Here is an 18,434-nt window from a genome sequence, read left to right on the forward strand (position 1 = left end):
AAGCGGGCGAGTTGTTCCAGTTCGTGTCCCTGAGCCTGCCACGCCGCGCGCGCGAACCCACGTGCCGTCGCCAACGGCACAGCTTCCGGGACCGCGTCCTCGGGTAGATCGACTATCGGCTCGCACATGTGGTCGATTCTACCGGACCCGCAGCACGTTTTCCGTTGCATGGCAACAGTTTCACCTGATCGGGTCGGCACGCACTCGCCGTGTCCGGTTGCTGGTCATGCCGGTTGTCCAGTTGCGCCAGATGCCTGCGGCGATGGCCGGCAGGCGTTGATGATCTGCTGAAGGCAGCGTCGGATCTGGCTCCATCGCGGCCTCGGGTGGGGGTCGTGCCGAACACCCCGTGGAACAAGTCAGCTAGTAACCGACGTAGTCGCGGCCGTTCTGCACTGCGCGCACACCTGGCACGTTCGAGATCGAGCCGTAGCGGTCGATCGCGTACCGGGTGCCGGCGATGATGTTGTCGACCGGCCCGTAGATGTTGCCGTAGCCGGGAAGGTGGTGCGCCTCGAAGGTGGAGTCGATCGTCTGCATCAGACCCTTCGACGGGTGCCCGGCGGTCGCGTTGGAGTCCCACAGGTTGATGGCGTGTGGGTTGCCGCTGGACTCGTGCTGAATGAGTCCGGCCATCTGGTCCGAGTTCATCAGCGACGCGTCGACGCCCTGGTCGAGCAGAACCTGCCTGGCCGTCTCGACCCACGTCCCGACCTGCTGCGGTCCCGCGGCGGTGCCCTCGTCCGGCGGCGGGCCGGTCGGCCCCCAGGACGGGACTCCCGCCGGCGGCGCGGGCCACTGGGTCGGGTCGACGGTGGCCTGGGCCAGCTGAACGTTCTGGCCGGCGATCTCCGGTTGCTGCCACTGGTAGCCGGGGGCGATCTGCTGACTGTCGAGCCGGTCGACGCCGCCGCCGTTCGGGTTGGTGTCGGTGGCCATCGCGCCGTTGCTGGTCACCTGCTGGGTGGACAGCGTCTGTGGCTGCTGCGCGCTGGCCTTCCCGCCGATGAGCTCGACCAGTTGCTTGACCTGCTGGACGATCTGCCCGACCTTCTGCACCACCTCGAGGATCTTCTGCAGGGTCTGCACCAGCGACTGGATTTCCTTCATCAGCTTCTGGCCGGTCTGCACGGCCTGCTGCACCGACTTCGCGATGCCCTCCGCGATACTCGCGCCGAAGGACATCCACGACTTCGACAACGCCTCGACGCAGATCTGGATGATCTTCTGCACCGCATCGCCGATCAGGTCCATGACCGTCTTGCGGGCCTGCGCGACCGCCTGGCCGCCCTGCTGGATCGCCCCGGACACCGCGTTGCTGGCCGCGGACAGCGCCGACAGGCCGTCCGCCTGGTTGGTGCCCGCCGCGCGGTAGCCGTCGGCCGCCGTGCCGGTCCACGACCGGGTCTGGTCGCTCACCGCCTGGCGGTACTGGTCCGCAGTGGCCGACAGGCTCCCGCCGCTGCCGCCCCACGAGGACGCGGACGAGGTGACCGAACCCGAGTCGCCCTTCAGCACGTCGAACGGTTCGCGCAGGAACGACACCGCGCCCAGCACCCAGCCAAGACCCGCGCCGCCGATCGCGCCGAGCGGGTCGCCCGCGACGTCGAGCACGTCCATCCCGACCTTGACCACACTCATGCCGGCCGACAGCCAGTCGCCGCCGTCGATGGCGCTCGCGGTCGAGCGGATGTCGTTGAGCAGGTTCGCCCCGGAACCCTGCTGCGTGCCGCCGGTCGACTGCTGCGCGACGAGCGTGTCGTTCATGCCTGCGTCCCCGATCATTCTCCGACCCGAAAAGCCCCAGCGGCCGGAACATACGCCGTCGCCCACACCGCCCGACTCCGCCGAAGGTCGCAGTCCGCCGAACAATTTCCGAACGTAACCGATCATCGACACCTACCGACCGACCCCGGCCTCAGGAAGATGAAGAAGGCGTCCGTGGCCAGCATCTTGGGCACGACCAGCGGCAGGTAGGTGTTGATCCACTCCAACTGCACGGTGATCTCGCCGGGCCGCTCAGGGTCGATCGGAGCGACCACCACCGCCGCTGGTCACCGTTCGACCAGTTCGGCGGGCCGGTCATCGTCCCGCCACCGGCACAACGCCCGCTCAGCCTCGCGGGTGGCGTAGCTCAACCTCTCCGCCGCGTAGTCGGCATCCGCCGCGGCGTTCCCGAACGCCCGCACGGCGGCGTCCACCGCGTCGGCCTTGGCGGTCATCTCAGCCGCGGCCTCCCGCAGGGGAGCGGCCACGTCGTGGGCCCCGGCCGCGTCCGCCCGCGCCGCCATGTCCAGCGCCTCGGCGGCGGCATCCACAGCCCGCCCACCGGCGACCTCTGCCTGCTCGCACGCCGCGTCCTCAGCCGACCACCGGTCCAGGCCGGCCAGCACGTCCGGGAGATGATCGCGCAGCGCCTCCACGTGAGCGCGATCCATCCGGATCTCGCAGTGCGTCTCGTCGGCCTCGATCACCAGCCACGCCAGCTCCTCGGACCTGCTGGCCCGCAGCCTGACCGAGTCGTGTTCGGCCAGGGTCATCCCCAGTGAGCCAACGCTCATCAGGCCACCCCCGCTGCGATCGGCGGGTCAACGTCGGCGTTCGGCGCGGCGGCCCGGTCGTCGTGCGCGGTGAGCCGAGCCCGGAGCCGCCGTGCCCCGTCGGCCGCCACGGCCGCCAGTCGCTCCAGGCTGTCCACATCGGCGAAGTCCATGATCAGGTCCGGGCCGTCGTGCCCGAAGTGGATCGCCGCTCCCTCCCCGCCATCGAGGTCCATGGCCAGCGCGATCTCCACGTCGGCATGCACACCGACGTTCGCGTACACCAGCGCCCGGTCTTTCCTGACATGCGGTTCCACGCCACTCTCCTCTCGCTCTCCGCACCCGCTGCGGACCGACTTGTGAACGTTCCATATACTGACCTCCTGATTAGAACATGGAATATGGATGCTTCCAAATAAGATGATCCAGGTGGGTGACGTACGCTCTGGTCTCAGGGGTGCCAAACTGTGGGCCACCAATCAGGAGGAGGTACGGTGAGCAATTCCGGCAGGTCCATGCGGCGGCGCAGGCTGGCGCGGGCGTTGCGGCAGTACCGGGCGGCGACCGGGATGTCCGGCGAGGACGCGGCGAAGGCGCTGCTCTGCGGCTCGGGGACGGTCTCGCGGATGGAGAACGGGGAGAGCGCCGAGCCGCTGCGGGTCCGCGACGCGCTCCGGCTCTACGGCGCACCGGAGGCGGTGATCGACGAGATGGTGCAGATCGCCCTCGATGGCCGCAAACGCAGCAAGCCCGGCGTGATCCGCCGTCCCTACCAGGACGTGGTGCCCAAGCGGCTCGCCGAGTACTACGAACTCGAGGACGAAGCCGAGATGGCCTCGAAACTCGAGGGTGAGTTCGTGCCCGGCCTCATCCAGACGGAGGCATACGCACGCGCGCTCATTGGCGCCGGCGAGCCCGACGACGAGGTCGACCGGCTGGTGTCTATTCGGATGGACCGGAAGAGACTGCTGACGGGTGACCATCCGCTGCGCTTTCGCGTCGCGCTCGGTGAGGCCGCCCTGCTCACCGCGGTCGGCGGCCTAAAAGTGATGCGCGAACAGCTCGATCACCTCGCCGCACTCGCCCGGGAAGCGCCAAACGTCCAGATCCGGGTGCTGCCGTTCTCCGCAGGCACACGACCGGCGCTCGGCCGCAACTTCACCATCTTGAGTTTCCCCGACGAGGCCGACCCGGACGTGATCTTCGCCGAGAGTGTGACCTACTTCGTGATCGAGGACGAAGCCGAGGAGGTTGAGCGGTTCCGGAATGCCTACAATCGCATCTGGGACATGGCACTGGACGAGGGTCGCTCAGCGCGGCTGATTGCCCAGGCCGCGTCCAAGCTCAAGCGATGACCTCTCGGGCAAGGAGGCGGCACGATGATGAACATCGACCTGGCCGGCGCTGTCTGGCGCAAGAGCAGCCGAAGCCAGAGCAACGGCGAGTGCGTCGAGGTCGCCTTCCCGGATGCCGGCTGGCGCACGAGTACCCGCAGCCAGAGCGACGGCGCCTGCGTTCAGGTGGCGGTCAGCCCGTCGGTCGCCGGTATCCGCGACTCGAAGCAACCCGGCGGCGGCGTGCTGCTGGCCGGCTTCCCGGCCTGGGACGCGTTCCGCCTGGCCGCCAAGCGCGCGGACCTCGACCTGCCCTGACCGAGACAACGACACCTGCCGCCCGGTGTCGTCGTGCTCCACACCGTCGCCGTACCCCCAAACCGGTGTATTACTGCGTGGAGTCAGATGTGTACTCGTGGTCGTAGCCAAGGACCACAGCCAACCCGTATGACAAGCCGGCACGGCGTCCGGCCGGGAGCGAGGCCGGACCCCATGCGCGTGAGTAGCGCGTCGTGGTCGCCGAGCAGGTCGTGTGGTCCGGGCTACTTCACGCTGCTACCGCACGCGATCCTCGTCCTGCGCGGCCCGGTCTGGTACGTCCGCCGCGTCCCGATCCTGTGGTCGTTGTGCGGAAAGGCGGTCGACGCCACGGCGGCACCAAGTGCCGCCAGCGCTGCGCGACCTGCCAGCCGCTGGCGGACCGGATGTCCCCGATGGAGGAGGCGCCCGAATGACCGTATACACGGTGACCCGGCTCCGGCACCATCGGCATAGTGACCAGTACGGCACCGTCAGTGACCAAGGGAGTTCCTTCATGAGCGCCAACACCGAAGCCCTACCGGGCGCGCACGGCATATTCCCGTTGGGCGCGTACCGGGGCAGCACCACCGTCCGGGACGAACCGGCCGCCCGTCCGTTCGGGCTCCGGTTCGCCGCGCCGCCCCAACCATGTGAGAGCGTGCCGGCCGCCGACTTCTCCAGCTGGGACTATGACCCGGATCGGCAGATCGCCGTGGTCACCGAGGACGGCAGCCGCATCGAAGCCGCGAAGCACTCGACAGGCCCGACGCAGACCCCCACCAACACCGGGGACGGCACCAGGTTCGAGCGCGACGAGGACGTGACGGAGGACTGATGCCCGCTACGGTCCTGGTCGTTACCGAACAGTTCGATGTGACCGCCGACCACGTGGTCACCGAACTGACCGAGCGGGGCACCCCGGTCGTGCGGTTCGACACGGCAGAGTTCCCGCGACGCCTCGTCGCCACGGCGAGGTTGGACCAGGACCGCTGCGGCACCCTCCGTATCCGAGGCCTCGTCGCCGACCTCCGCGACGTGGGTGCTGTGTATTACCGGCGTCCGTCGATCTACCAGCCGCACCCCGGCTTGAGCCAGGCCGACGCGGCATGGGCAGTGCGGGAGGCGCGGTTCGGGTTCGGTGGGCTGCTGTCCTCGTTGCCGGTGTGGCTCAACCATCCCGCCAACATTGCGCGGGCCGAGTACAAGCCGGTCCAGTTCGCCGCCGCCCGCGCCGCTGGTTTGACCGTCCCGCCCACCCTGCTGACCAACGACGCGCACGAGGCGCGCCTGTTCGCCAAGGAGGTCGGCCCGATCGTCTACAAGCCGCTGTCGGGCATCGCCTACACCCACGAGCACGGCCGGGACTTCATCTACACCCAGCCCGTCCAGCTCGACCAGCTCGACGACGCGGCGATCGGCGCCACCATGTGCCTGTTCCAGCAGGCAGTCCCGAAAGCCTTCGAGGTGAGGGTCACCGTGGTGGACGGCCGGTGTTTCGCCGCCCGCATCGACGCGCATTCCGACCGCGCCCGGGTGGACTGGCGCGCCGACTACGACGCCCTGACCTATGAGCCGATCAAGGTGCCCGGCGACGTGCGAGCGAAGACAGCGGCCCTGATGCGGGCGCTGCGGCTGCGCTTCGGCGCCCTGGACTTCATTGTCACTCCTTCGGGTGAGTGGACCTGGTTGGAGATCAACCCGAACGGGCAGTGGGCCTGGATCGACGCGCTGACCCCGCGCATCGCCTCGGCCATTGCCGACGCCCTGGATGGAAGGACCGCACCGTGACCGTGACCGCCCAGCAGTTGCGCGAACAGTTCGCCGCCAAGCTCCCCGAGGGTGGCGCCCCGCTCAGCCCGGAATGGCGCGACGCGTTCGCCACCGTGGCGCGGGAGGCGTTCGTGCCGCGCTTCTTCCTGCACAAGCCCGGCGGCGGGATGCGCGCGGTCGACTCCGGCGACGAGGACTGGCTGTCCTCGGTGTACTCCGATCTCACCCTGGTGACCCAGCTCAACGGCGACGACACCGCCTGGGATACCGCGCGCGGCAACGGCGGGGTGACCGGGAGCCCGACCAGTTCCAGCTCGCAACCCACACTGATGGCCTGGATGCTCGAAGCGCTGGACCTGCAGCCGTGGCATCACGTGCTGGAGGTCGGCACCGGCACCGGCTACAACGCGGCGTTGCTGGCGCAGCGGCTCGGCTCCGACCATGTCACTACTATCGATGTCGACCCGCGCGTGGTCGAGGTCGCGCGCACCCGGCTCGCGCGGGCCGGCTCCACCCCGACCGTGGCCGAGGCCGATGCCGCGCGCGGCTACTCCGGCCGCGCTCCCTACGACCGTATTCTGGCCACCTGCTCGTGGCCGCGTATCCCGCACGCGTGGCTCGAACAGGCCCGCCCCGGTGGGCTCATCCTCAGCCACCTCTACACCGAGCTGGACGCGGGCGCGATGCCACTGCTGCGGGTCAACTCCGACGGCACCGCCACCGGGCACTTCCTCGGCGAGTACGGCGCGTTCATGCCCCGCCGCGACTACCAGCGCCCGGACACCCTCGCGCTGCTGCAACGAGCGTTGCGGTCCGACGACGAGCCCACCCGGAGCCTGGCGCGGATGCCGTCCGGCGAGGTCACCTCGCTGGACTTCCCGCTGTTCGCCGCGCTGCGGGTCCCCGGCGTCGCGCTGCACTGGTTCCAGCCCGAAGACGCACCCGCGATGCGCACCTACCTGCTCTGCCGGGACGGGTCCTGCGCCAACCAAGAGCTGGACGACGGCCAGCTCGTCGCCGTGCAGAGCGGGCCGCGCCGCCTGTGGGACGAGATCGACGCCGTCTACGCCGAATGGGCCGCCCTCGGCAAACCGACCCGCGACCGGTTCGGGCTCACCGTCACTGCCGAGGCGCACACCCTGTGGTTGGACAGGCCGACCGGCGAGCACACGTGGACCCTGCCGCCGTGAGCGAGCTAGCCATTGTCACAGGGCCGCACGACAGCGAAAGGTGTTGATCAGATCCCGGGGGTGGTGCGCGATGAGCCTGACGGTTGCCGCCCGCGCCCAGCTGCAGCGCAAGGTCGACGCCGACCTCGACGACCTCGATCACCTCGACGAGGGGGACCGGCCGTGACCCGCACTCGCGCCGGCGCGGGCGGGTTCGTCCGCCACGTCCGGCTGGATCCGCACGCTGACACCGGCCGCTATCCGTTCACCCTCCCGGTGGTGCGGCACCTGGCCACAGTCGAGCACGTGGAGCTGGACGCCGGGGTGACGTTCCTGGTCGGCGACAACGGCACCGGCAAGTCCACCCTGGTGGAGGCGCTTGCGGTGGCGGCGGGGTTCAACGCGGAGGGCGGGTCGCAGTCGTTCCGGTTCGCCACCCGCGCCAGCGAGTCGAGCCTCGGCGATCACCTGATCCTGCGGTGGGGCACCCGCAAACCGCGCACCGGGTTCTTCCTGCGGGCGGAGTCGTTCTACAACGTGGCCACCGAGATCGACCGGCTGGACAAGGCGAGCGCGGTGCCGCTGCTGCCCGCCTACGGCGGCCGGTCACTGCACGAACGCTCCCACGGTGAGTCCTTTGTGGACTTGGTGACGCACCGGTTCGGTCCGAACGGGTTGTACCTGCTCGACGAGCCGGAGGCGGCGCTGTCCCCGCGCGGCTGTCTGGCCGTGCTCGCGCGGATTGCCGAGTTGGTCGGCCAGGGCAGCCAATTCGTGATCGCCACGCACTCGCCGATCCTGCTCGCGGTGCCCGGCGCGCGGATCTTGCAGATCGACGCGGACGGGGAGATCGAGCGGGTCGATTATGACCAGGCCGACCCGGTCGCCCTGACCCGCGGCTTTCTCGCCGCGCCAGAGAGGTTCCTGCGGCACCTGCTCAACGACGAGCACGAGGATGACGCGGGTGTCAGTGGGCGTCGTCGGTGAGCTGGGCAATGACCCGATTTACGTTGTGGTGCAACGGGATCGCCAACCCGGGGTAGTCGCCATGGTCGACCCGCTGCAGCAGCCGGGTGGTGGCGTAGAGCTGGGCGAGCAGCCCGTCGCGGGTGTCGAGGTGCTCGACAAGCTCCGCGTGCACCTTGTCGGCGGACGCGGGCTCGAGCAGTGTGTGCACGTACAGGCAGGCCGCGTCGTAGCCGGCCGGGGCCAGGCCCCAGCCCTCCCAGTCCACCAGCACGCAGTGCGGGGCGAGCAGGTTGGCCCAGTGCAGGTCCGCGTGGGCGGCGGTCCACCGCGACACCGTGGGGTCGCCGGCCCGGTCGCCGAAGAACACCTCCAGCCGGCGGGTTACATCCGCCTGCCGCAGATGGACTCGTTCGGTCGCAACGGTGGCGAGTGCGGCCAAGGAGGAGGTCAGCTCGCTCCACCAGGCACTGGGCAGGTCGATCGGTGCGCGCACGTCGGGTGTGGGTGAGCACGGTGTGCCGTGCACCTGGGTCATCAGCTCGGCGCGCACCGCCCATGGCCCCTCGGTCCAGTCGCAGTGCTCGAGCACGCGCGGCTTGGCCACTCCGGTGATCACGTTCGCGTCGCCGTTGCCGGTCCAGAACTCGCCACCGGCCCAGGCCTGCTGTTCGACCACCAGTCGCAGCCACCGCTCGCCGTCGGCGGTGGCCACAGGGGCGCCGGCGGACCGGTCGTTCCAGCCGAACACAGGCTCGCCCGCCACGGTGGCCTGTGCGCGCTCGGCGGCGTTGGCGAACAGGTCGGTCAGCCAGGCGCGGTGCGCGGCGTCTGCGGCGGAGACCTCCAGCTCGGGCATACCGGCCAGGCTACGGCCCCGGTCGGCGACAACCGTCAGTAGCGCGGCCAGCAGGAGTTGGGCTTGCACTTGATCGGGTCGCAGGTCGGGCTGCACCGCGGCGAGCATGTTGGTTGGCAGTGTGGGTTGCAGGAGGGCTGGCAGTCGGGGTTTCAGGGGTGGTTCTTCGGTGCAGAGTCCGGCCGGCACGCGCTTGGTTTGCGGGCGGCGAACGTCTCGGCCAGCTCGGCTCGAACACCGGCAGCCTCCGGGCCGGCGAGGATCGCGGCGAGCTCGGTCTCCAGGACGTTGCCGATCGGCAGCCAGCGGCTGAACACGCATGGCCATACCGCGCCGTCCGGCGAGACCGCGGCCACCCCGTCGCCGCAGCGTCCGCACATCTGCGCGGTGCTGGCCTGCTGATCGCGGACGCCGCGGCCGACCTGGCGTAGCCGGTCGTATCCGATCGCGGGTACGCCCAGGTCGACCAGTTCGGCCTGCGCCTGCTCGGCCCGCTGCCCACCACCCATGTCGATCACACCGGCCCGCAGCGGGACCCCACGGCGCAGCGCCTCAGCGATGTTCGCCCTCGTCCGGGCGTGGCTGGGCCGCCCGGTGATCGCCGCAATGGGCGCATTCGAGTTGACAACGGCTGGTCAGCTCGGCCCAGAGAAACGTCGACTGCCCCATCGGACACCTCCCGACCTCGATCATCACGCCGAAGCCAGTGTGACGCAGGGAACCGACAAGATCGCCCCATGCTACGAAGCCCGGTGGACTTTCAGGTGTGGTTGTCGAGCTCTTCGAGCCGCAGGTGGCGGTCACGCCGTCGGTCGCCGGTATCCGCGACTCGAAGCAACCCGACGGCGGCGTGCTGCTCGCCGGCTTCCCGGCCTGGGACGCGTTCCGCGTGGCCGTCAAGCGCGCGGACCTCGACCTGCCCTGATCCCGACGTGGGCCGGTGCCCCTCGATGCACGGCCTCAGATGAGGGGGAGGGGCCAGCGGTGCCAACTGTCGTCGTTGCCGAACCAGGCGAACTGGGTGCTGTCGTTGGCGACGACGCCGAACTTGTCGGGAGCGGGCTGCCCGAGGTCGCGCCAGAGGTGGTGGGTGGTCTCAACGGTGTCCCAGATCCGGCGTGGTCCGGTTTGGCTGACGCGGTGACGGCCGTTTTCCTGGCCGGTGAAGGCTTCGGCGCGGGAGCCGTCGGCGGCGGTAACGGTCACGGCATCGTGCTCGGTGCGGGTGACCGGATCGAACGCGGGGCCTCGCCAGAGGGCCTGTGCCGCGTGGAGTTGCAGTTGCAGGAGGAACCGGAATCCGGCGTCGTCGACGGGGACTTCTGCCGGGTCGAGGTTGGTGGTGGTGCGGCTGGTCGTTCCGCGCTGCGTAACCGGGGCAAGTTCGTGGGGTCGGTGGGGATCGTCGACGTTCGGTCGCAACCACATGAAGTTCCCGCCGATGGGCAGGATCGGGCCGATCACCTCGTCATCGTCGTGCCCTCTGGACAGCAGGCAGAGCGTGCCGCCCGCGAGGTCGCCGCGCAGGTTGGCGAGGATCTTCCCGCCCGGTTTGAGCTGCTGGACCCAGGCGATCGGGATGTCGGGGACGGCGGCGGTGGCGATGATCCGATCGTAGGGGCCGTGCTCGGCGGCGCCGTCCGCACCGTCGCCGGCACGCAGCGTCGGGGTGTACCCGAGTTGGGCAAGGCGGTGCCCTGCCTGATCGACCAGGCAGGGGTCGATGTCGATGGACACGACATCGCCGTCACCGAGGCGGTGGGACAGCAGGGCGGCGTTGTAGCCGGTTCCGGTGCCGATCTCCAGGATCCGCATGCCGTCATCGATGTCGAAGGCTTCGAGCATGCGGGCCATCAGTGAGGGCATGGTCGAGGAGCTGGTCGGAACCCGCAGCGGCTCGCCCGAGGGGACCAGATGCCCGGCCGCGTGGGGTTTGTCTTGTGTGACAAGGGATTCGTCGGAGTAGACCGCGGACAGCCACTCCTGTCGGCTGGCCGAGTCGTCGCCGGAGAGCACGCGGTAGCCGTCCGGTGTGGTGATGATGATCTCCGGGGTGAACACATGCCGGGGTGTGGCGGCGAACGCCGTGACCCATTCCGAGCTGTGCAGGTGGCCCCCGTCGGTCAGGGTGGCGACGAGGGCGGCGAGCCTGGGCTCCCAGTCGGTGGTCACGTGGAGTCTCCGGTGAGATGGCGGGCGATGGCGTCGGCGATGGGCAGCCCGGTCTCGGGCTCCAACCAGCCCCACTGGGCGTTGGCGTCGCATTCGAGGAAGACCCATTGCCCGGTGTCGGCTGAAACCGTGAAGTCGAAGCACCCGAACGCCAGCCCGAACCGCTTGAGGTAGGCGGCGGCGGCCTCGGCGATGTGTGATGGCGTCTCGACCGGCTCGTAAGACAGCGCGGGGTAATCGGCTCTCCAGTCCACATAGGATTTGTCCGAGCCGGCGTAGATCGCGACGGAGAAGCAGTCCCGCCCGACCGCGACCAGGCGAATGTCCCGGCTCTTGGGGATGAACGCCTGGAACTGGCAGGGGCTCAGCGCGATGGACGTGTCATCGATGTCGCTGGCCTCGACCAGGGTCGCGTAGACCAGTTTCACCTGGTCGTCCTCGTACAGGAATGCGGATGTCAGCGGCTTGTAGAGGACCTTGCCGAATCGGCCGGCGAACTGGCGTGCCTCGGAGCCGGATGAGGTGATCAGCGTGGGCGGGACCACAAGCCCGTTCTCGGCGGCGGCCCGCAACTGGGCTGGTTTCAACTCGGCGTCGGCGACGCGGGAAGGGTGGTTGACGAAGGGGACGGGCAGGCACGAGATCAGCCCGCCCAGCCCCTGGCGAGCATCGGCGATGACGAACCGCCGCTGCTGCTCACTGAGGTGGGTGGGCAAGCGGAAGCTGGTCGGTCGCCGCCAGTAGACAGTCTCGATGTCGGCCAACGGCAGGTCCCGCTGGCCGTCGGACAGCCGTCCGGCCCGGCCCTGGGCCGGACGCGGTGAACGACAGCTTCTCGGGGAAGGCGCCCAGATCCATCCGCGCGAAGTCGTGTCCGCGCGCCTCCAGCGCCTGGCAGACCCTGGTGGCGGTGTCGTCCTCGTGCGCTGTGAGGACCAGGACGGCCACGGTCAGTCCTCCCTCTCCCGCGGCACGTCGTCTTGGACGGTCACGACCTTGCCGTCCTGGCTGACCTGTGTGGCCTCCTTCACCGTCACCGTGTAGTAGGTCTTCTTGTGCTTGTCGTCGGGGATCACGGGGATGACGGCGAACCGCAGCCCGAACGGCGACGGCCCGACCCGGGCGGGCGGGACCGCCTCGGGCGCGGCGTCGTGCGGCCTGGACAGCGGCAGCTTGTCCACCACGGTCATGACCGGGTCACTGGCGGGCATCCTCATCTTCCCCTTCGGCTGTCACTCTAGGCGGCGACCTGATCACTATTGCGTATCAGGGCGCTGCGTGGACAGCAAGCCAGGTGTCCATGGCGATAGCCGCCGGGCTACTTCATGCCGGTGGTGGCTATGCCCTTCACCAGATACTTCTGGCCGAACAGGAAGATCACGAAGATCGGGACCAGGGACACGATCGAGTTCGCGAACAGCGAGCCCCACGAACTGTCCGCGGTCGAGTCGACGAACGTGCGCAGGGCTACCGGGACGGTGTACATGTCGGGGTCGGTCAGGAAGATGAGCTGGCTGAAGAAGTCGTTCCAGGTCCAGATGAAGGTGAAGATCGCCGTCGTCGCCAAGGCCGGTGTCGACAGCGGCAGCATGATTTGGAAGAAGATTCGCCCGTGCCCGGCACCGTCGATGGTGGCCGCTTCGGTCAGCTCGCGCGGGATGCTCCGGAAGAACTGCACCGTCAGGAAGATGAAGAAGGTGTCCGTGGCCAGCATCTTGGGCACCGCCGGCCGGCCGGAGCCTCGGTGCGGGTGCCCGCCGAGTGGCCGCCGGCGATTTCGCGGTCAAACCGCAGGTCGTGCGGCCGGTGGAAAATGTCCATCCGATTCCGCTGCGACGAGTCGACGGTCGCCACTACCCTGCGTGCCCATACGGAACGAGGGCGTCCCGCGGCACGTCGTACCGGGGCACCCCGCACACGCCTACGACTCGGATGACGGCATGGATGGCTACCGCGTAGAACCTGAGCAGCTCCGCACCGCCTCCGGCGGGATCGGCGACGCGATCGCCGCGGCGGACGACACGAACCTGGAAGAGGTGCCCGGCAAGGGAGAGGCATACGGCCACGACAAGGTGTCCGCGGCGGTGAACGCGTTCTGCACCACGTGGGAGCTCGCCAAGCAGATCCTGCAGCAGCGCTCGGCCTCCGCCGGTGAGGCGCTGAACGGCGCCGCCGGTGTCTACGAGCAGCAGGAGGAGCGCGGCTCCGCGAGGTTCGATCCTGCCTACCCAGAGCCGACGCCCACCCCGGGCCCGGCGCCGACCCCGCAGGGGACACGCTGATGGCGGAGCTCGGCCAGACCGACGATCCCAAGGAGCTCATCCCGGGCGACCCCGCCGCCGTCACCGGCGCGGCGGACAAGTTGCGGTCCAAGGCGGACACCATGCAGGGCGTCGCCGACGACCTCGCCAACATCCGCATCCCCGACTGGGAGGGGCCGGCCAGCAGCGCGTTCTGGGACAAGTTCACCCCGGAGTCGGGCAACTGGCATCTCGGCCACGAGGCGATGACCTCCGCCGCGGGCACGCTCGACGGCCAGGCCTCCTCACTGAGCTGGGCCCAGGGCCAGGCATCCGAGGCGATCGCGCTGTGGAACTCCGGCCAGGCGGCCACGAAACAGGCGATCGAGAAGTTCCAGTCCGACGGCGGCACGTTCACCTCCGGCACCGTTTCCGGCGCCCCGCCCGGGACACCGGGTGGCCCCCAGCCGGTCGGCGGCACGTTCTCCGACCCTGGTGCGGCCAAGCGCCAGCAGGCCAAGGAGATTCTCGACCGGGCCCGCTCCCAGCTCGAGAAGGCCGGCGACACCAACGCGAGCGCCATCGAGAAGCAGGCCGGCAAGGGCGACGGCGCGCCGAGCTGGCTGACCGGGCCGGCGGACTTCGTGGAGAAGAAGGGCCCGCAGAAGGTCGCCGTCGACATCAAGGCGACCGAGAGCTGGCTGGAGAAGGCCGAGCGTCAGCAGAACGCGGGCAACAAGTTCGCCAAGTACGGCCAGTGGGGCGAGCAGTTCGAGAAGCGGCAGGGGCCAGGGGTCAAGGCCACGGTGTTCGGCGGGACGGCCGAGGCGAGCCTGTTCTCCACCGGCGTCAAGGGCGCGACCCAGCTCGGCGACATCACCCTGGCCGGCCAGGCCGACCTCAAGGCGCTCGGCGTCGAGGGCACCGCCGCCGCCGGGATCAGCCGGGACGGTGTCTTCGCGGAGGCCAGGGCGAACGCCTACCTCGTCCAGGCGTCCGCCGAGGGCTCGGCGCACTACGGGATCGCCGAGGTCGGCGGCTCGGCGAAGGGCTACGTGGGCGCGGAGGCCGGGGCGCAGGGTTCGATCGGCCTCGACGGCGTCCGGGTCGGCGCGGACGCTTTCGCGGGCGCGAAGGCCACCGGTGAGCTGCACGGCGACGTCGGCGGTCTCGGTGCCGGCGTCACCGGCGAGGCCTGGGCCGGTGCCGGCGCCGAGGCCAACGCGACCCTCGGCAAGGGCGAGGACGGCAAGTGGACGATCGGCGCGGAGGCCGGGCTCGGCCTCGGGGTCGGAGCTAAGCTCGGCTTCGAAGTCACGGTCGACCCCGGGAAGATCACCGACACCTTGGGCGACGCGGCGAGCGCGCTGAACCCGTTCGACTGATCGCCCGCGCCGGCGACAACCAACGCTTGGAGCACCAACAATGGTCACCCAGCTACCCGTACGCATCGAGTTCTCGCTGCCGGAGGGTTGGCAGGCGGCGCCGCCGGATGAGGTCGGGGCACCCGGCGTCGCGTTCGTCGCGCTGCATCCGGCCTCGGCCAACGGTTTCACCGCCAACCTCACCATCGCCGGGCAGTTCCGCGAGCCGAACATGACGATGGACGCGATCGCCGACGAGTCGGTGAGCCGGCTCGCGGACACCGCCGGCTCCGTGCGCGTCCGGAAGCGCACCGAGGTCGGCTCCGATGACGCGCCGGGCATCACCCAGGTGCTCGACCTTCAGCTAGGGGCCGAACATCCGCTCGAGCTGGTCCAGTGCCAGGTGTACGTGTCCATGCAGGACGTGCACGACCCGGCGAAGCGCGCCGTGCTCGAGCTGGTGCTCACCTGCACGCCCGCGCAGCTCGACGACGTGTTCGAGGACTTCCAGCGGTTCGTGCGCACCGTCCGGGCCGCGGGCCCGGGCCGGGAACCGCGGGAAGGGTAGGCCTCAGCGCAGCGCGTCCGGCGGGATCCGGTCCAGCAGGTCGCACAGGTGGTCCACGGCGGGCTCGACCATGCGCGCGTCGAAGCCACCCGGGTCGGCGTGCCAGGCGACGACGTCCGGCCCGCCGAACCGCACCGACCCCGCGGGCGGGTTGTCCAGCAGCCACCGCCGGACCGGCTCGGTCAGCACCCGGTCGGCGAAGGGCCCGTCCTCGGTGCCCACCGCGAACGCGCGGTCGAAGGCGTCGTCGCCCGCGGTGTACCTGCGGGTCCAGCGGGGCGCGGCGTGCGCCCGCGTCACCAGCACGGCGGGCACCGCCGCGGGCAGCGCCACCGCCACGACGCGGGCGTGGTCGATCTCGGCCGAGCCCTCGCCGGGCGGCAGCGACCGCGGCGGGGAGAACTGGAAGCAGGCGAACGTCCGCCCCCGGTGCGTGCCGGTGACCAGGTCGAGCGCCGGACGGCGCCGACCTCCTCGGCCGAACGGGTAGCCGCTGAACCGCCGCAGGAAGCCGTCGTCGCGCGGGGTGAACCGCCACCCCCGGTCGGCGGCCAGCCGGGCCAGGTCGTGGCTGACCGCGGGGTCTCGCGGCGCGCGGTTGCGCCGGGCGGTACGGACGACCAGCCAGGCCATGAGGGCGATGATCGCGGCGAAGACCAGCACGAACGCGACCGGGGCCAACACCGACATCGAGCAACACTCCCGGTGTCGTGGGCGGGCGGTGTCGTGGGCGGGAACGCATCGACCGTACCGAGATCCCCCCGCACTGACAAGCACCGTCGGGTGCCCGCGGTTCAGCGCACGTAGGTCGGGGTGAAGCTCACCGGCAGCCGGGTCAGGCCGCGGGTCCACACCGACGAGCGCCACTCCAGGGCGGCGGCGGGCACGGCGAGCGTCAGGTCCGGCAGCCGGTCGAGGAGCACCTCGATGCTCGTCTTGGCGATGACCTCGGCGAGCTCCGGCGCCGGGTACGGGCAGCCGTGCTCGCCGTGGCCGAAGGACATCTGGGCGCGGTTGCCGCCCGCGCCGTCCTCCGGCCGCACCTGCGGGTCGGCGTTGGCCGCGGCCAGGCCGAGCACGAGGAGGTCACCCGTGCGGATGCGCTGGCCCCCCAGCCGGGTGTCCCTCGTGGCGATGCGCCCGATGTAGTTCTGCGTGGGGGTGTCCTGCCACAGCACCTCGTTGAGGGCGTCGCCGACGCTGGCGCGACCGCCGGAGAGGCTGGTGGCGAACCGGGGATCGGTGAGCATCAGCCGGATCGTGTTGCCGATCCAGTTGGTCGTGTGCTGCTGTGCCGCGGACATCACCACGAGCATGTCCAGCACGATCTCCTCGCCGCTGAGGTTGGCCGGGTTGGCGAGCAGGTGCGAGGGCACGTCGGGCCCGGGGAACTCGCGCTTGCCCTCGACCAGCTGGCGCATGGTCTCCTGTACCCGGTCGTAGGCCTGCATCGAGTCCGACGCCGACGAGTCCAGCGAGCTGACCAGGTCCTCGACGATGGCCGGAGCTGCCGTCTCCGGCATGCCGCACATCACCGCCGCGGCGCGCAGCGGGATCCGCTCCGCGTACTGCGACACCAGCTCCGCCTCGCCGCTGCCGGCGAACTTGTCGATCAGCCGGTCGGCGATCCGCTCGCAGTGCGCGCTCAGGTCGAACTGGTCGACGGCGGCGAGGGCGTCGCTGATCGCGCCCGCACGCCGCCGGTGCTCCGGTCCCTCGGCGAACATGACCGAGTGGTTGTAGACGAGGTAGGCCAGCAGCGGCCAGTCGTCGGGGACCCGGTCCCACGCGTTCCAGCGCCGAGTGTCCCGGGCGAACAGCTGCGAGTCCACGGTGACCTGGTGCAGCTCGCGGTACCCGCACACGAACCAGGCCGGGACGTCGCCTTCGAGCAGCACCGGGGCGACCGGCCCGTGCTGGCGCCTGATCTCCGCGTACAGCCCGGCCGGGTCGTTGTCGAACTGCGGCCCGTACAGCCGCGCCGGGCCCGCGGCCCGGCGGCTCCCGGGCACCGGGAGCTCGTCGCGGTGCTGGGTGTCGGTCATGAGGTGGTCTCCCGAGCGGTTGTCAGCGCAAAGAGATGGTCGACGAGCGTGATCAGCACGTGCTTGACCGAGTCCCGGTCCCGCGCGTCGCAGTCGATCAGCGGCACGTCGTCGGACAGCGACAGCGCCTCGCGCACCGAGTCGAGGTCGTGGGTGGCACCGGGGAAGACGTTGCGCGCCACGATGAACGGGGTGCCGTGGTGTTCGAGGCGGTCGATGGAGTACCAGGAGTCCTCCAGCCGGCGGGTGTCCGCGAGCACCACTGCGCCGAGCGTGCCGGAGAACAGCCGGTCCCACAGGAACCAGAACCGTTCCTGGCCGGGCGCGCCGAACAGGTACAGCACCATCTGCTCGTCGAGGCTGATCCGGCCGAAGTCGAAGGCGACCGTGGTCGTGGTCTTGTCGACCACATCGCTGGTCCGGTCGACGCCGACGCCCGCCTGCGTCATGGTCTCCTCGGTCGACAGCGGGCGGATCTCGCTCACCGAGCGGACCATGGTCGTCTTGCCGACGCCGAACCCGCCGACGACGACGATCTTCAGGCCGTCGGCGGCCGTGCTTCGCAGGGGCGTGCGCACGCCGCTGTCCACGCCGCTGTCCACGCCATGGTCAGAGATTGTGGAGTCCAACGAGCACCTTCCTCAGAATCTCGGCATCGGGCAGTCGCGCGCCGGCGCGCGCCGAGGACGGGTGGCGGGCGGTGACCACACCGGAGCCGAGCAGGTCGGACAGCAGGATCTTCACCACACCCACCGGCAGGCCGAGCGCGGCGGAGATCTCGACGACCGCCACCGGGGCTCGGCACATCCGCAGGATCTTGACGTACTCGGACTGCATGCCCGGCTGGGGATCGGCGTTCGCGACGATCAGCGTGACGATGTCGAGATCGGGAGCGTCCGCCCGGCTGCGCCCCCTGGTGAGGGTGTACAGCCGGTCCGGATCCTCTCCGTCGAGCTCGCGTCGGCTCACTAGCCTGGGTCTTTCATGCGGATGTGGGCGACACGGGCTGCAAATGAGGCGAAGTGCCTGTCCTGTAAGGGAAACTGGGACTTGTATGGAGTCCAGGTTGCCGAACGGGAAGGCACTTCGCGGGTGAAGCGTAGCAAG

Annotated in this window: 24 protein-coding genes; 10 read left to right on the forward strand and 14 right to left on the reverse strand. The window is 70.0% G+C overall.

Going from position 1 to position 18,434, the window contains the following annotated elements; genetic code table 11:
- Positions 1 to 363 precede the first annotated feature (363 nt).
- The 4 genes from GEV28_RS35180 to GEV28_RS35195 are packed head-to-tail and all read right to left on the reverse strand — an operon-like array spanning position 364 to position 2,857.
- Entirely contained in the window at positions 364 to 1,893 is a 1,530-nt protein-coding gene (locus GEV28_RS35180) for a transglycosylase SLT domain-containing protein (RefSeq protein WP_291417470.1), read from the reverse strand.
- Positions 1,890 to 2,045, reverse strand: coding sequence for a hypothetical protein (locus GEV28_RS35185; RefSeq protein ID WP_291417473.1), 156 nt, complete (start codon positions 2,043 to 2,045; stop codon positions 1,890 to 1,892). Before GEV28_RS35185 ends, GEV28_RS35180 begins: the two co-directional genes overlap by 4 nt.
- Positions 2,046 to 2,054: 9 nt before the next feature.
- Positions 2,055 to 2,561, reverse strand: coding sequence for a hypothetical protein (locus tag GEV28_RS35190; protein ID WP_291417475.1), 507 nt, complete (start codon positions 2,559 to 2,561; stop codon positions 2,055 to 2,057).
- Entirely contained in the window at positions 2,561 to 2,857 is a 297-nt protein-coding gene (locus tag GEV28_RS35195; RefSeq protein WP_291417477.1) for a hypothetical protein, read from the reverse strand. Before GEV28_RS35195 ends, GEV28_RS35190 begins: the two co-directional genes overlap by 1 nt.
- A gap of 177 nt (positions 2,858 to 3,034) precedes the next feature.
- Here GEV28_RS35195 and GEV28_RS35200 point away from each other — a divergent pair, with 177 nt between their 5' ends.
- The 6 genes from GEV28_RS35200 to GEV28_RS35225 all read left to right on the forward strand — a co-directional run bounded on the left by GEV28_RS35200 (position 3,035) and on the right by GEV28_RS35225 (position 8,100).
- Positions 3,035 to 3,895: a helix-turn-helix transcriptional regulator gene (locus GEV28_RS35200; protein WP_291417478.1), complete on the forward strand. Its 861-nt coding sequence runs from the start codon at positions 3,035 to 3,037 to the stop codon at positions 3,893 to 3,895.
- 24 nt (positions 3,896 to 3,919) lie between these two features.
- Positions 3,920 to 4,192, forward strand: coding sequence for a DUF397 domain-containing protein (locus tag GEV28_RS35205; protein ID WP_291417480.1), 273 nt, complete (start codon positions 3,920 to 3,922; stop codon positions 4,190 to 4,192).
- Between the two features lie 496 nt (positions 4,193 to 4,688).
- Positions 4,689 to 5,009 carry a putative ATP-grasp-modified RiPP gene (tgmA, locus tag GEV28_RS35210; RefSeq protein WP_291417482.1) on the forward strand — a complete coding sequence of 107 codons (321 nt, stop codon included), beginning with the start codon at positions 4,689 to 4,691 and terminating at the stop codon, positions 5,007 to 5,009.
- Positions 5,009 to 5,962, forward strand: a complete 954-nt coding sequence (gene tgmB / locus GEV28_RS35215; protein ID WP_291417484.1) for an ATP-grasp ribosomal peptide maturase — start codon at positions 5,009 to 5,011, stop codon at positions 5,960 to 5,962. The genes tgmA and tgmB overlap by 1 nt, the downstream gene beginning before the upstream one ends.
- Entirely contained in the window at positions 5,959 to 7,134 is a 1,176-nt protein-coding gene (locus GEV28_RS35220; protein ID WP_291417486.1) for a methyltransferase domain-containing protein, read from the forward strand. Before tgmB ends, GEV28_RS35220 begins: the two co-directional genes overlap by 4 nt.
- Before the next feature lie 162 nt (positions 7,135 to 7,296).
- Positions 7,297 to 8,100 (forward strand): AAA family ATPase, encoded by an 804-nt coding sequence (locus GEV28_RS35225; RefSeq protein WP_291417488.1) that lies wholly within the window; start codon positions 7,297 to 7,299, stop codon positions 8,098 to 8,100.
- On the opposite strand, the gene GEV28_RS35230 is transcribed toward GEV28_RS35225, so the two are convergent.
- Together GEV28_RS35230 and GEV28_RS35235 are read right to left on the reverse strand one after the other, a co-directional pair.
- Positions 8,081 to 8,938 carry an aminoglycoside phosphotransferase gene (locus GEV28_RS35230; protein WP_291417491.1) on the reverse strand — a complete coding sequence of 286 codons (858 nt, stop codon included), beginning with the start codon at positions 8,936 to 8,938 and terminating at the stop codon, positions 8,081 to 8,083. The two genes, GEV28_RS35225 and GEV28_RS35230, sit on opposite strands and share 20 nt — an antisense overlap.
- 152 nt (positions 8,939 to 9,090) lie before the next feature.
- A complete protein-coding gene (locus tag GEV28_RS35235) occupies positions 9,091 to 9,447 on the reverse strand; it encodes an SPASM domain-containing protein (protein ID WP_291417494.1) in 357 nt (118 codons plus the stop codon).
- A 257-nt stretch (positions 9,448 to 9,704) separates the two neighbouring features.
- On the opposite strand from GEV28_RS35235, the gene GEV28_RS35240 reads away from it, so the two are divergent.
- Positions 9,705 to 9,863 carry a DUF397 domain-containing protein gene (locus GEV28_RS35240; protein ID WP_291417496.1) on the forward strand — a complete coding sequence of 53 codons (159 nt, stop codon included), beginning with the start codon at positions 9,705 to 9,707 and terminating at the stop codon, positions 9,861 to 9,863.
- A gap of 35 nt (positions 9,864 to 9,898) precedes the next feature.
- Here GEV28_RS35240 and GEV28_RS35245 read toward each other — a convergent pair whose 3' ends face one another.
- The 4 genes from GEV28_RS35245 to GEV28_RS35260 all read right to left on the reverse strand — a co-directional run bounded on the left by GEV28_RS35245 (position 9,899) and on the right by GEV28_RS35260 (position 12,824).
- Positions 9,899 to 11,110: a methyltransferase domain-containing protein gene (locus tag GEV28_RS35245; protein ID WP_291417499.1), complete on the reverse strand. Its 1,212-nt coding sequence runs from the start codon at positions 11,108 to 11,110 to the stop codon at positions 9,899 to 9,901.
- Entirely contained in the window at positions 11,107 to 11,874 is a 768-nt protein-coding gene (locus GEV28_RS35250; protein WP_291417501.1) for an ATP-grasp ribosomal peptide maturase, read from the reverse strand. The genes GEV28_RS35245 and GEV28_RS35250 overlap by 4 nt, the downstream gene beginning before the upstream one ends.
- 186 nt (positions 11,875 to 12,060) lie before the next feature.
- Complete coding sequence (locus GEV28_RS35255; protein WP_291417503.1) at positions 12,061 to 12,321, reverse strand: hypothetical protein; 261 nt, start codon at positions 12,319 to 12,321, stop codon at positions 12,061 to 12,063.
- Positions 12,322 to 12,428: 107 nt separating this feature from the next.
- A complete protein-coding gene (locus GEV28_RS35260) occupies positions 12,429 to 12,824 on the reverse strand; it encodes a carbohydrate ABC transporter permease (protein ID WP_291417505.1) in 396 nt (131 codons plus the stop codon).
- A gap of 148 nt (positions 12,825 to 12,972) precedes the next feature.
- On the opposite strand from GEV28_RS35260, the gene GEV28_RS35265 reads away from it, so the two are divergent.
- Genes GEV28_RS35265 through GEV28_RS35275 form a run of 3 tightly spaced genes read left to right on the forward strand, consistent with a single transcriptional unit; the run spans position 12,973 to position 15,282 of the window.
- Positions 12,973 to 13,392: a hypothetical protein gene (locus GEV28_RS35265; RefSeq protein WP_291417507.1), complete on the forward strand. Its 420-nt coding sequence runs from the start codon at positions 12,973 to 12,975 to the stop codon at positions 13,390 to 13,392.
- Positions 13,392 to 14,735, forward strand: a complete 1,344-nt coding sequence (locus tag GEV28_RS35270; RefSeq protein ID WP_291417508.1) for a putative T7SS-secreted protein — start codon at positions 13,392 to 13,394, stop codon at positions 14,733 to 14,735. The genes GEV28_RS35265 and GEV28_RS35270 overlap by 1 nt, the downstream gene beginning before the upstream one ends.
- Positions 14,736 to 14,775: 40 nt before the next feature.
- Positions 14,776 to 15,282, forward strand: coding sequence for a hypothetical protein (locus tag GEV28_RS35275; protein ID WP_291417509.1), 507 nt, complete (start codon positions 14,776 to 14,778; stop codon positions 15,280 to 15,282).
- Between the two features lie 3 nt (positions 15,283 to 15,285).
- On the opposite strand, the gene GEV28_RS35280 is transcribed toward GEV28_RS35275, so the two are convergent.
- From GEV28_RS35280 to GEV28_RS35295, 4 genes are all read right to left on the reverse strand, one after another.
- The gene (locus GEV28_RS35280) at positions 15,286 to 15,972 is read right to left on the reverse strand and encodes a hypothetical protein (RefSeq protein WP_291417510.1); all 687 of its coding nucleotides are present in this window, start codon (positions 15,970 to 15,972) and stop codon (positions 15,286 to 15,288) included.
- Positions 15,973 to 16,076: 104 nt separating this feature from the next.
- Positions 16,077 to 17,327, reverse strand: coding sequence for a cytochrome P450 (locus tag GEV28_RS35285; protein WP_291417512.1), 1,251 nt, complete (start codon positions 17,325 to 17,327; stop codon positions 16,077 to 16,079).
- Positions 17,324 to 17,929, reverse strand: a complete 606-nt coding sequence (locus tag GEV28_RS35290; protein WP_291417514.1) for an ATP/GTP-binding protein — start codon at positions 17,927 to 17,929, stop codon at positions 17,324 to 17,326. The genes GEV28_RS35285 and GEV28_RS35290 overlap by 4 nt, the downstream gene beginning before the upstream one ends.
- A gap of 7 nt (positions 17,930 to 17,936) precedes the next feature.
- Positions 17,937 to 18,296: a DUF742 domain-containing protein gene (locus GEV28_RS35295; RefSeq protein WP_291417516.1), complete on the reverse strand. Its 360-nt coding sequence runs from the start codon at positions 18,294 to 18,296 to the stop codon at positions 17,937 to 17,939.
- Positions 18,297 to 18,434 lie beyond the last annotated feature (138 nt).

Origin of the sequence: Actinophytocola sp. (genome assembly GCF_009379765.1) — a bacterium.
Lineage (GTDB): Bacteria > Actinomycetota > Actinomycetes > Mycobacteriales > Pseudonocardiaceae > Actinophytocola.

Excerpts from the sequence above, each read along its gene's own strand:
- GEV28_RS35190 (WP_291417475.1), bottom strand. The coding sequence starts at position 2,561 with ATGAGCGTTGGCTCACTGGGGATGACCCTGGCCGAACACGACTCGGTC.
- GEV28_RS35285 (WP_291417512.1), bottom strand. The coding sequence starts at position 17,327 with ATGACCGACACCCAGCACCGCGACGAGCTCCCGGTGCCCGGGAGCCGC.
- GEV28_RS35180 (WP_291417470.1), bottom strand. The coding sequence starts at position 1,893 with ATGATCGGTTACGTTCGGAAATTGTTCGGCGGACTGCGACCTTCGGCG.
- GEV28_RS35275 (WP_291417509.1), top strand. The coding sequence starts at position 14,776 with ATGGTCACCCAGCTACCCGTACGCATCGAGTTCTCGCTGCCGGAGGGT.
- GEV28_RS35270 (WP_291417508.1), top strand. The coding sequence starts at position 13,392 with ATGGCGGAGCTCGGCCAGACCGACGATCCCAAGGAGCTCATCCCGGGC.
- tgmA (WP_291417482.1), top strand. The coding sequence starts at position 4,689 with ATGAGCGCCAACACCGAAGCCCTACCGGGCGCGCACGGCATATTCCCG.
- GEV28_RS35255 (WP_291417503.1), bottom strand. The coding sequence starts at position 12,321 with ATGCCCGCCAGTGACCCGGTCATGACCGTGGTGGACAAGCTGCCGCTG.
- GEV28_RS35280 (WP_291417510.1), bottom strand. The coding sequence starts at position 15,972 with ATGTCGGTGTTGGCCCCGGTCGCGTTCGTGCTGGTCTTCGCCGCGATC.
- GEV28_RS35235 (WP_291417494.1), bottom strand. The coding sequence starts at position 9,447 with ATGGGTGGTGGGCAGCGGGCCGAGCAGGCGCAGGCCGAACTGGTCGAC.
- tgmB (WP_291417484.1), top strand. The coding sequence starts at position 5,009 with ATGCCCGCTACGGTCCTGGTCGTTACCGAACAGTTCGATGTGACCGCC.
- GEV28_RS35230 (WP_291417491.1), bottom strand. The coding sequence starts at position 8,938 with ATGCCCGAGCTGGAGGTCTCCGCCGCAGACGCCGCGCACCGCGCCTGG.
- GEV28_RS35260 (WP_291417505.1), bottom strand. The coding sequence starts at position 12,824 with ATGCTGGCCACGGACACCTTCTTCATCTTCCTGACGGTGCAGTTCTTC.
- GEV28_RS35205 (WP_291417480.1), top strand. The coding sequence starts at position 3,920 with ATGATGAACATCGACCTGGCCGGCGCTGTCTGGCGCAAGAGCAGCCGA.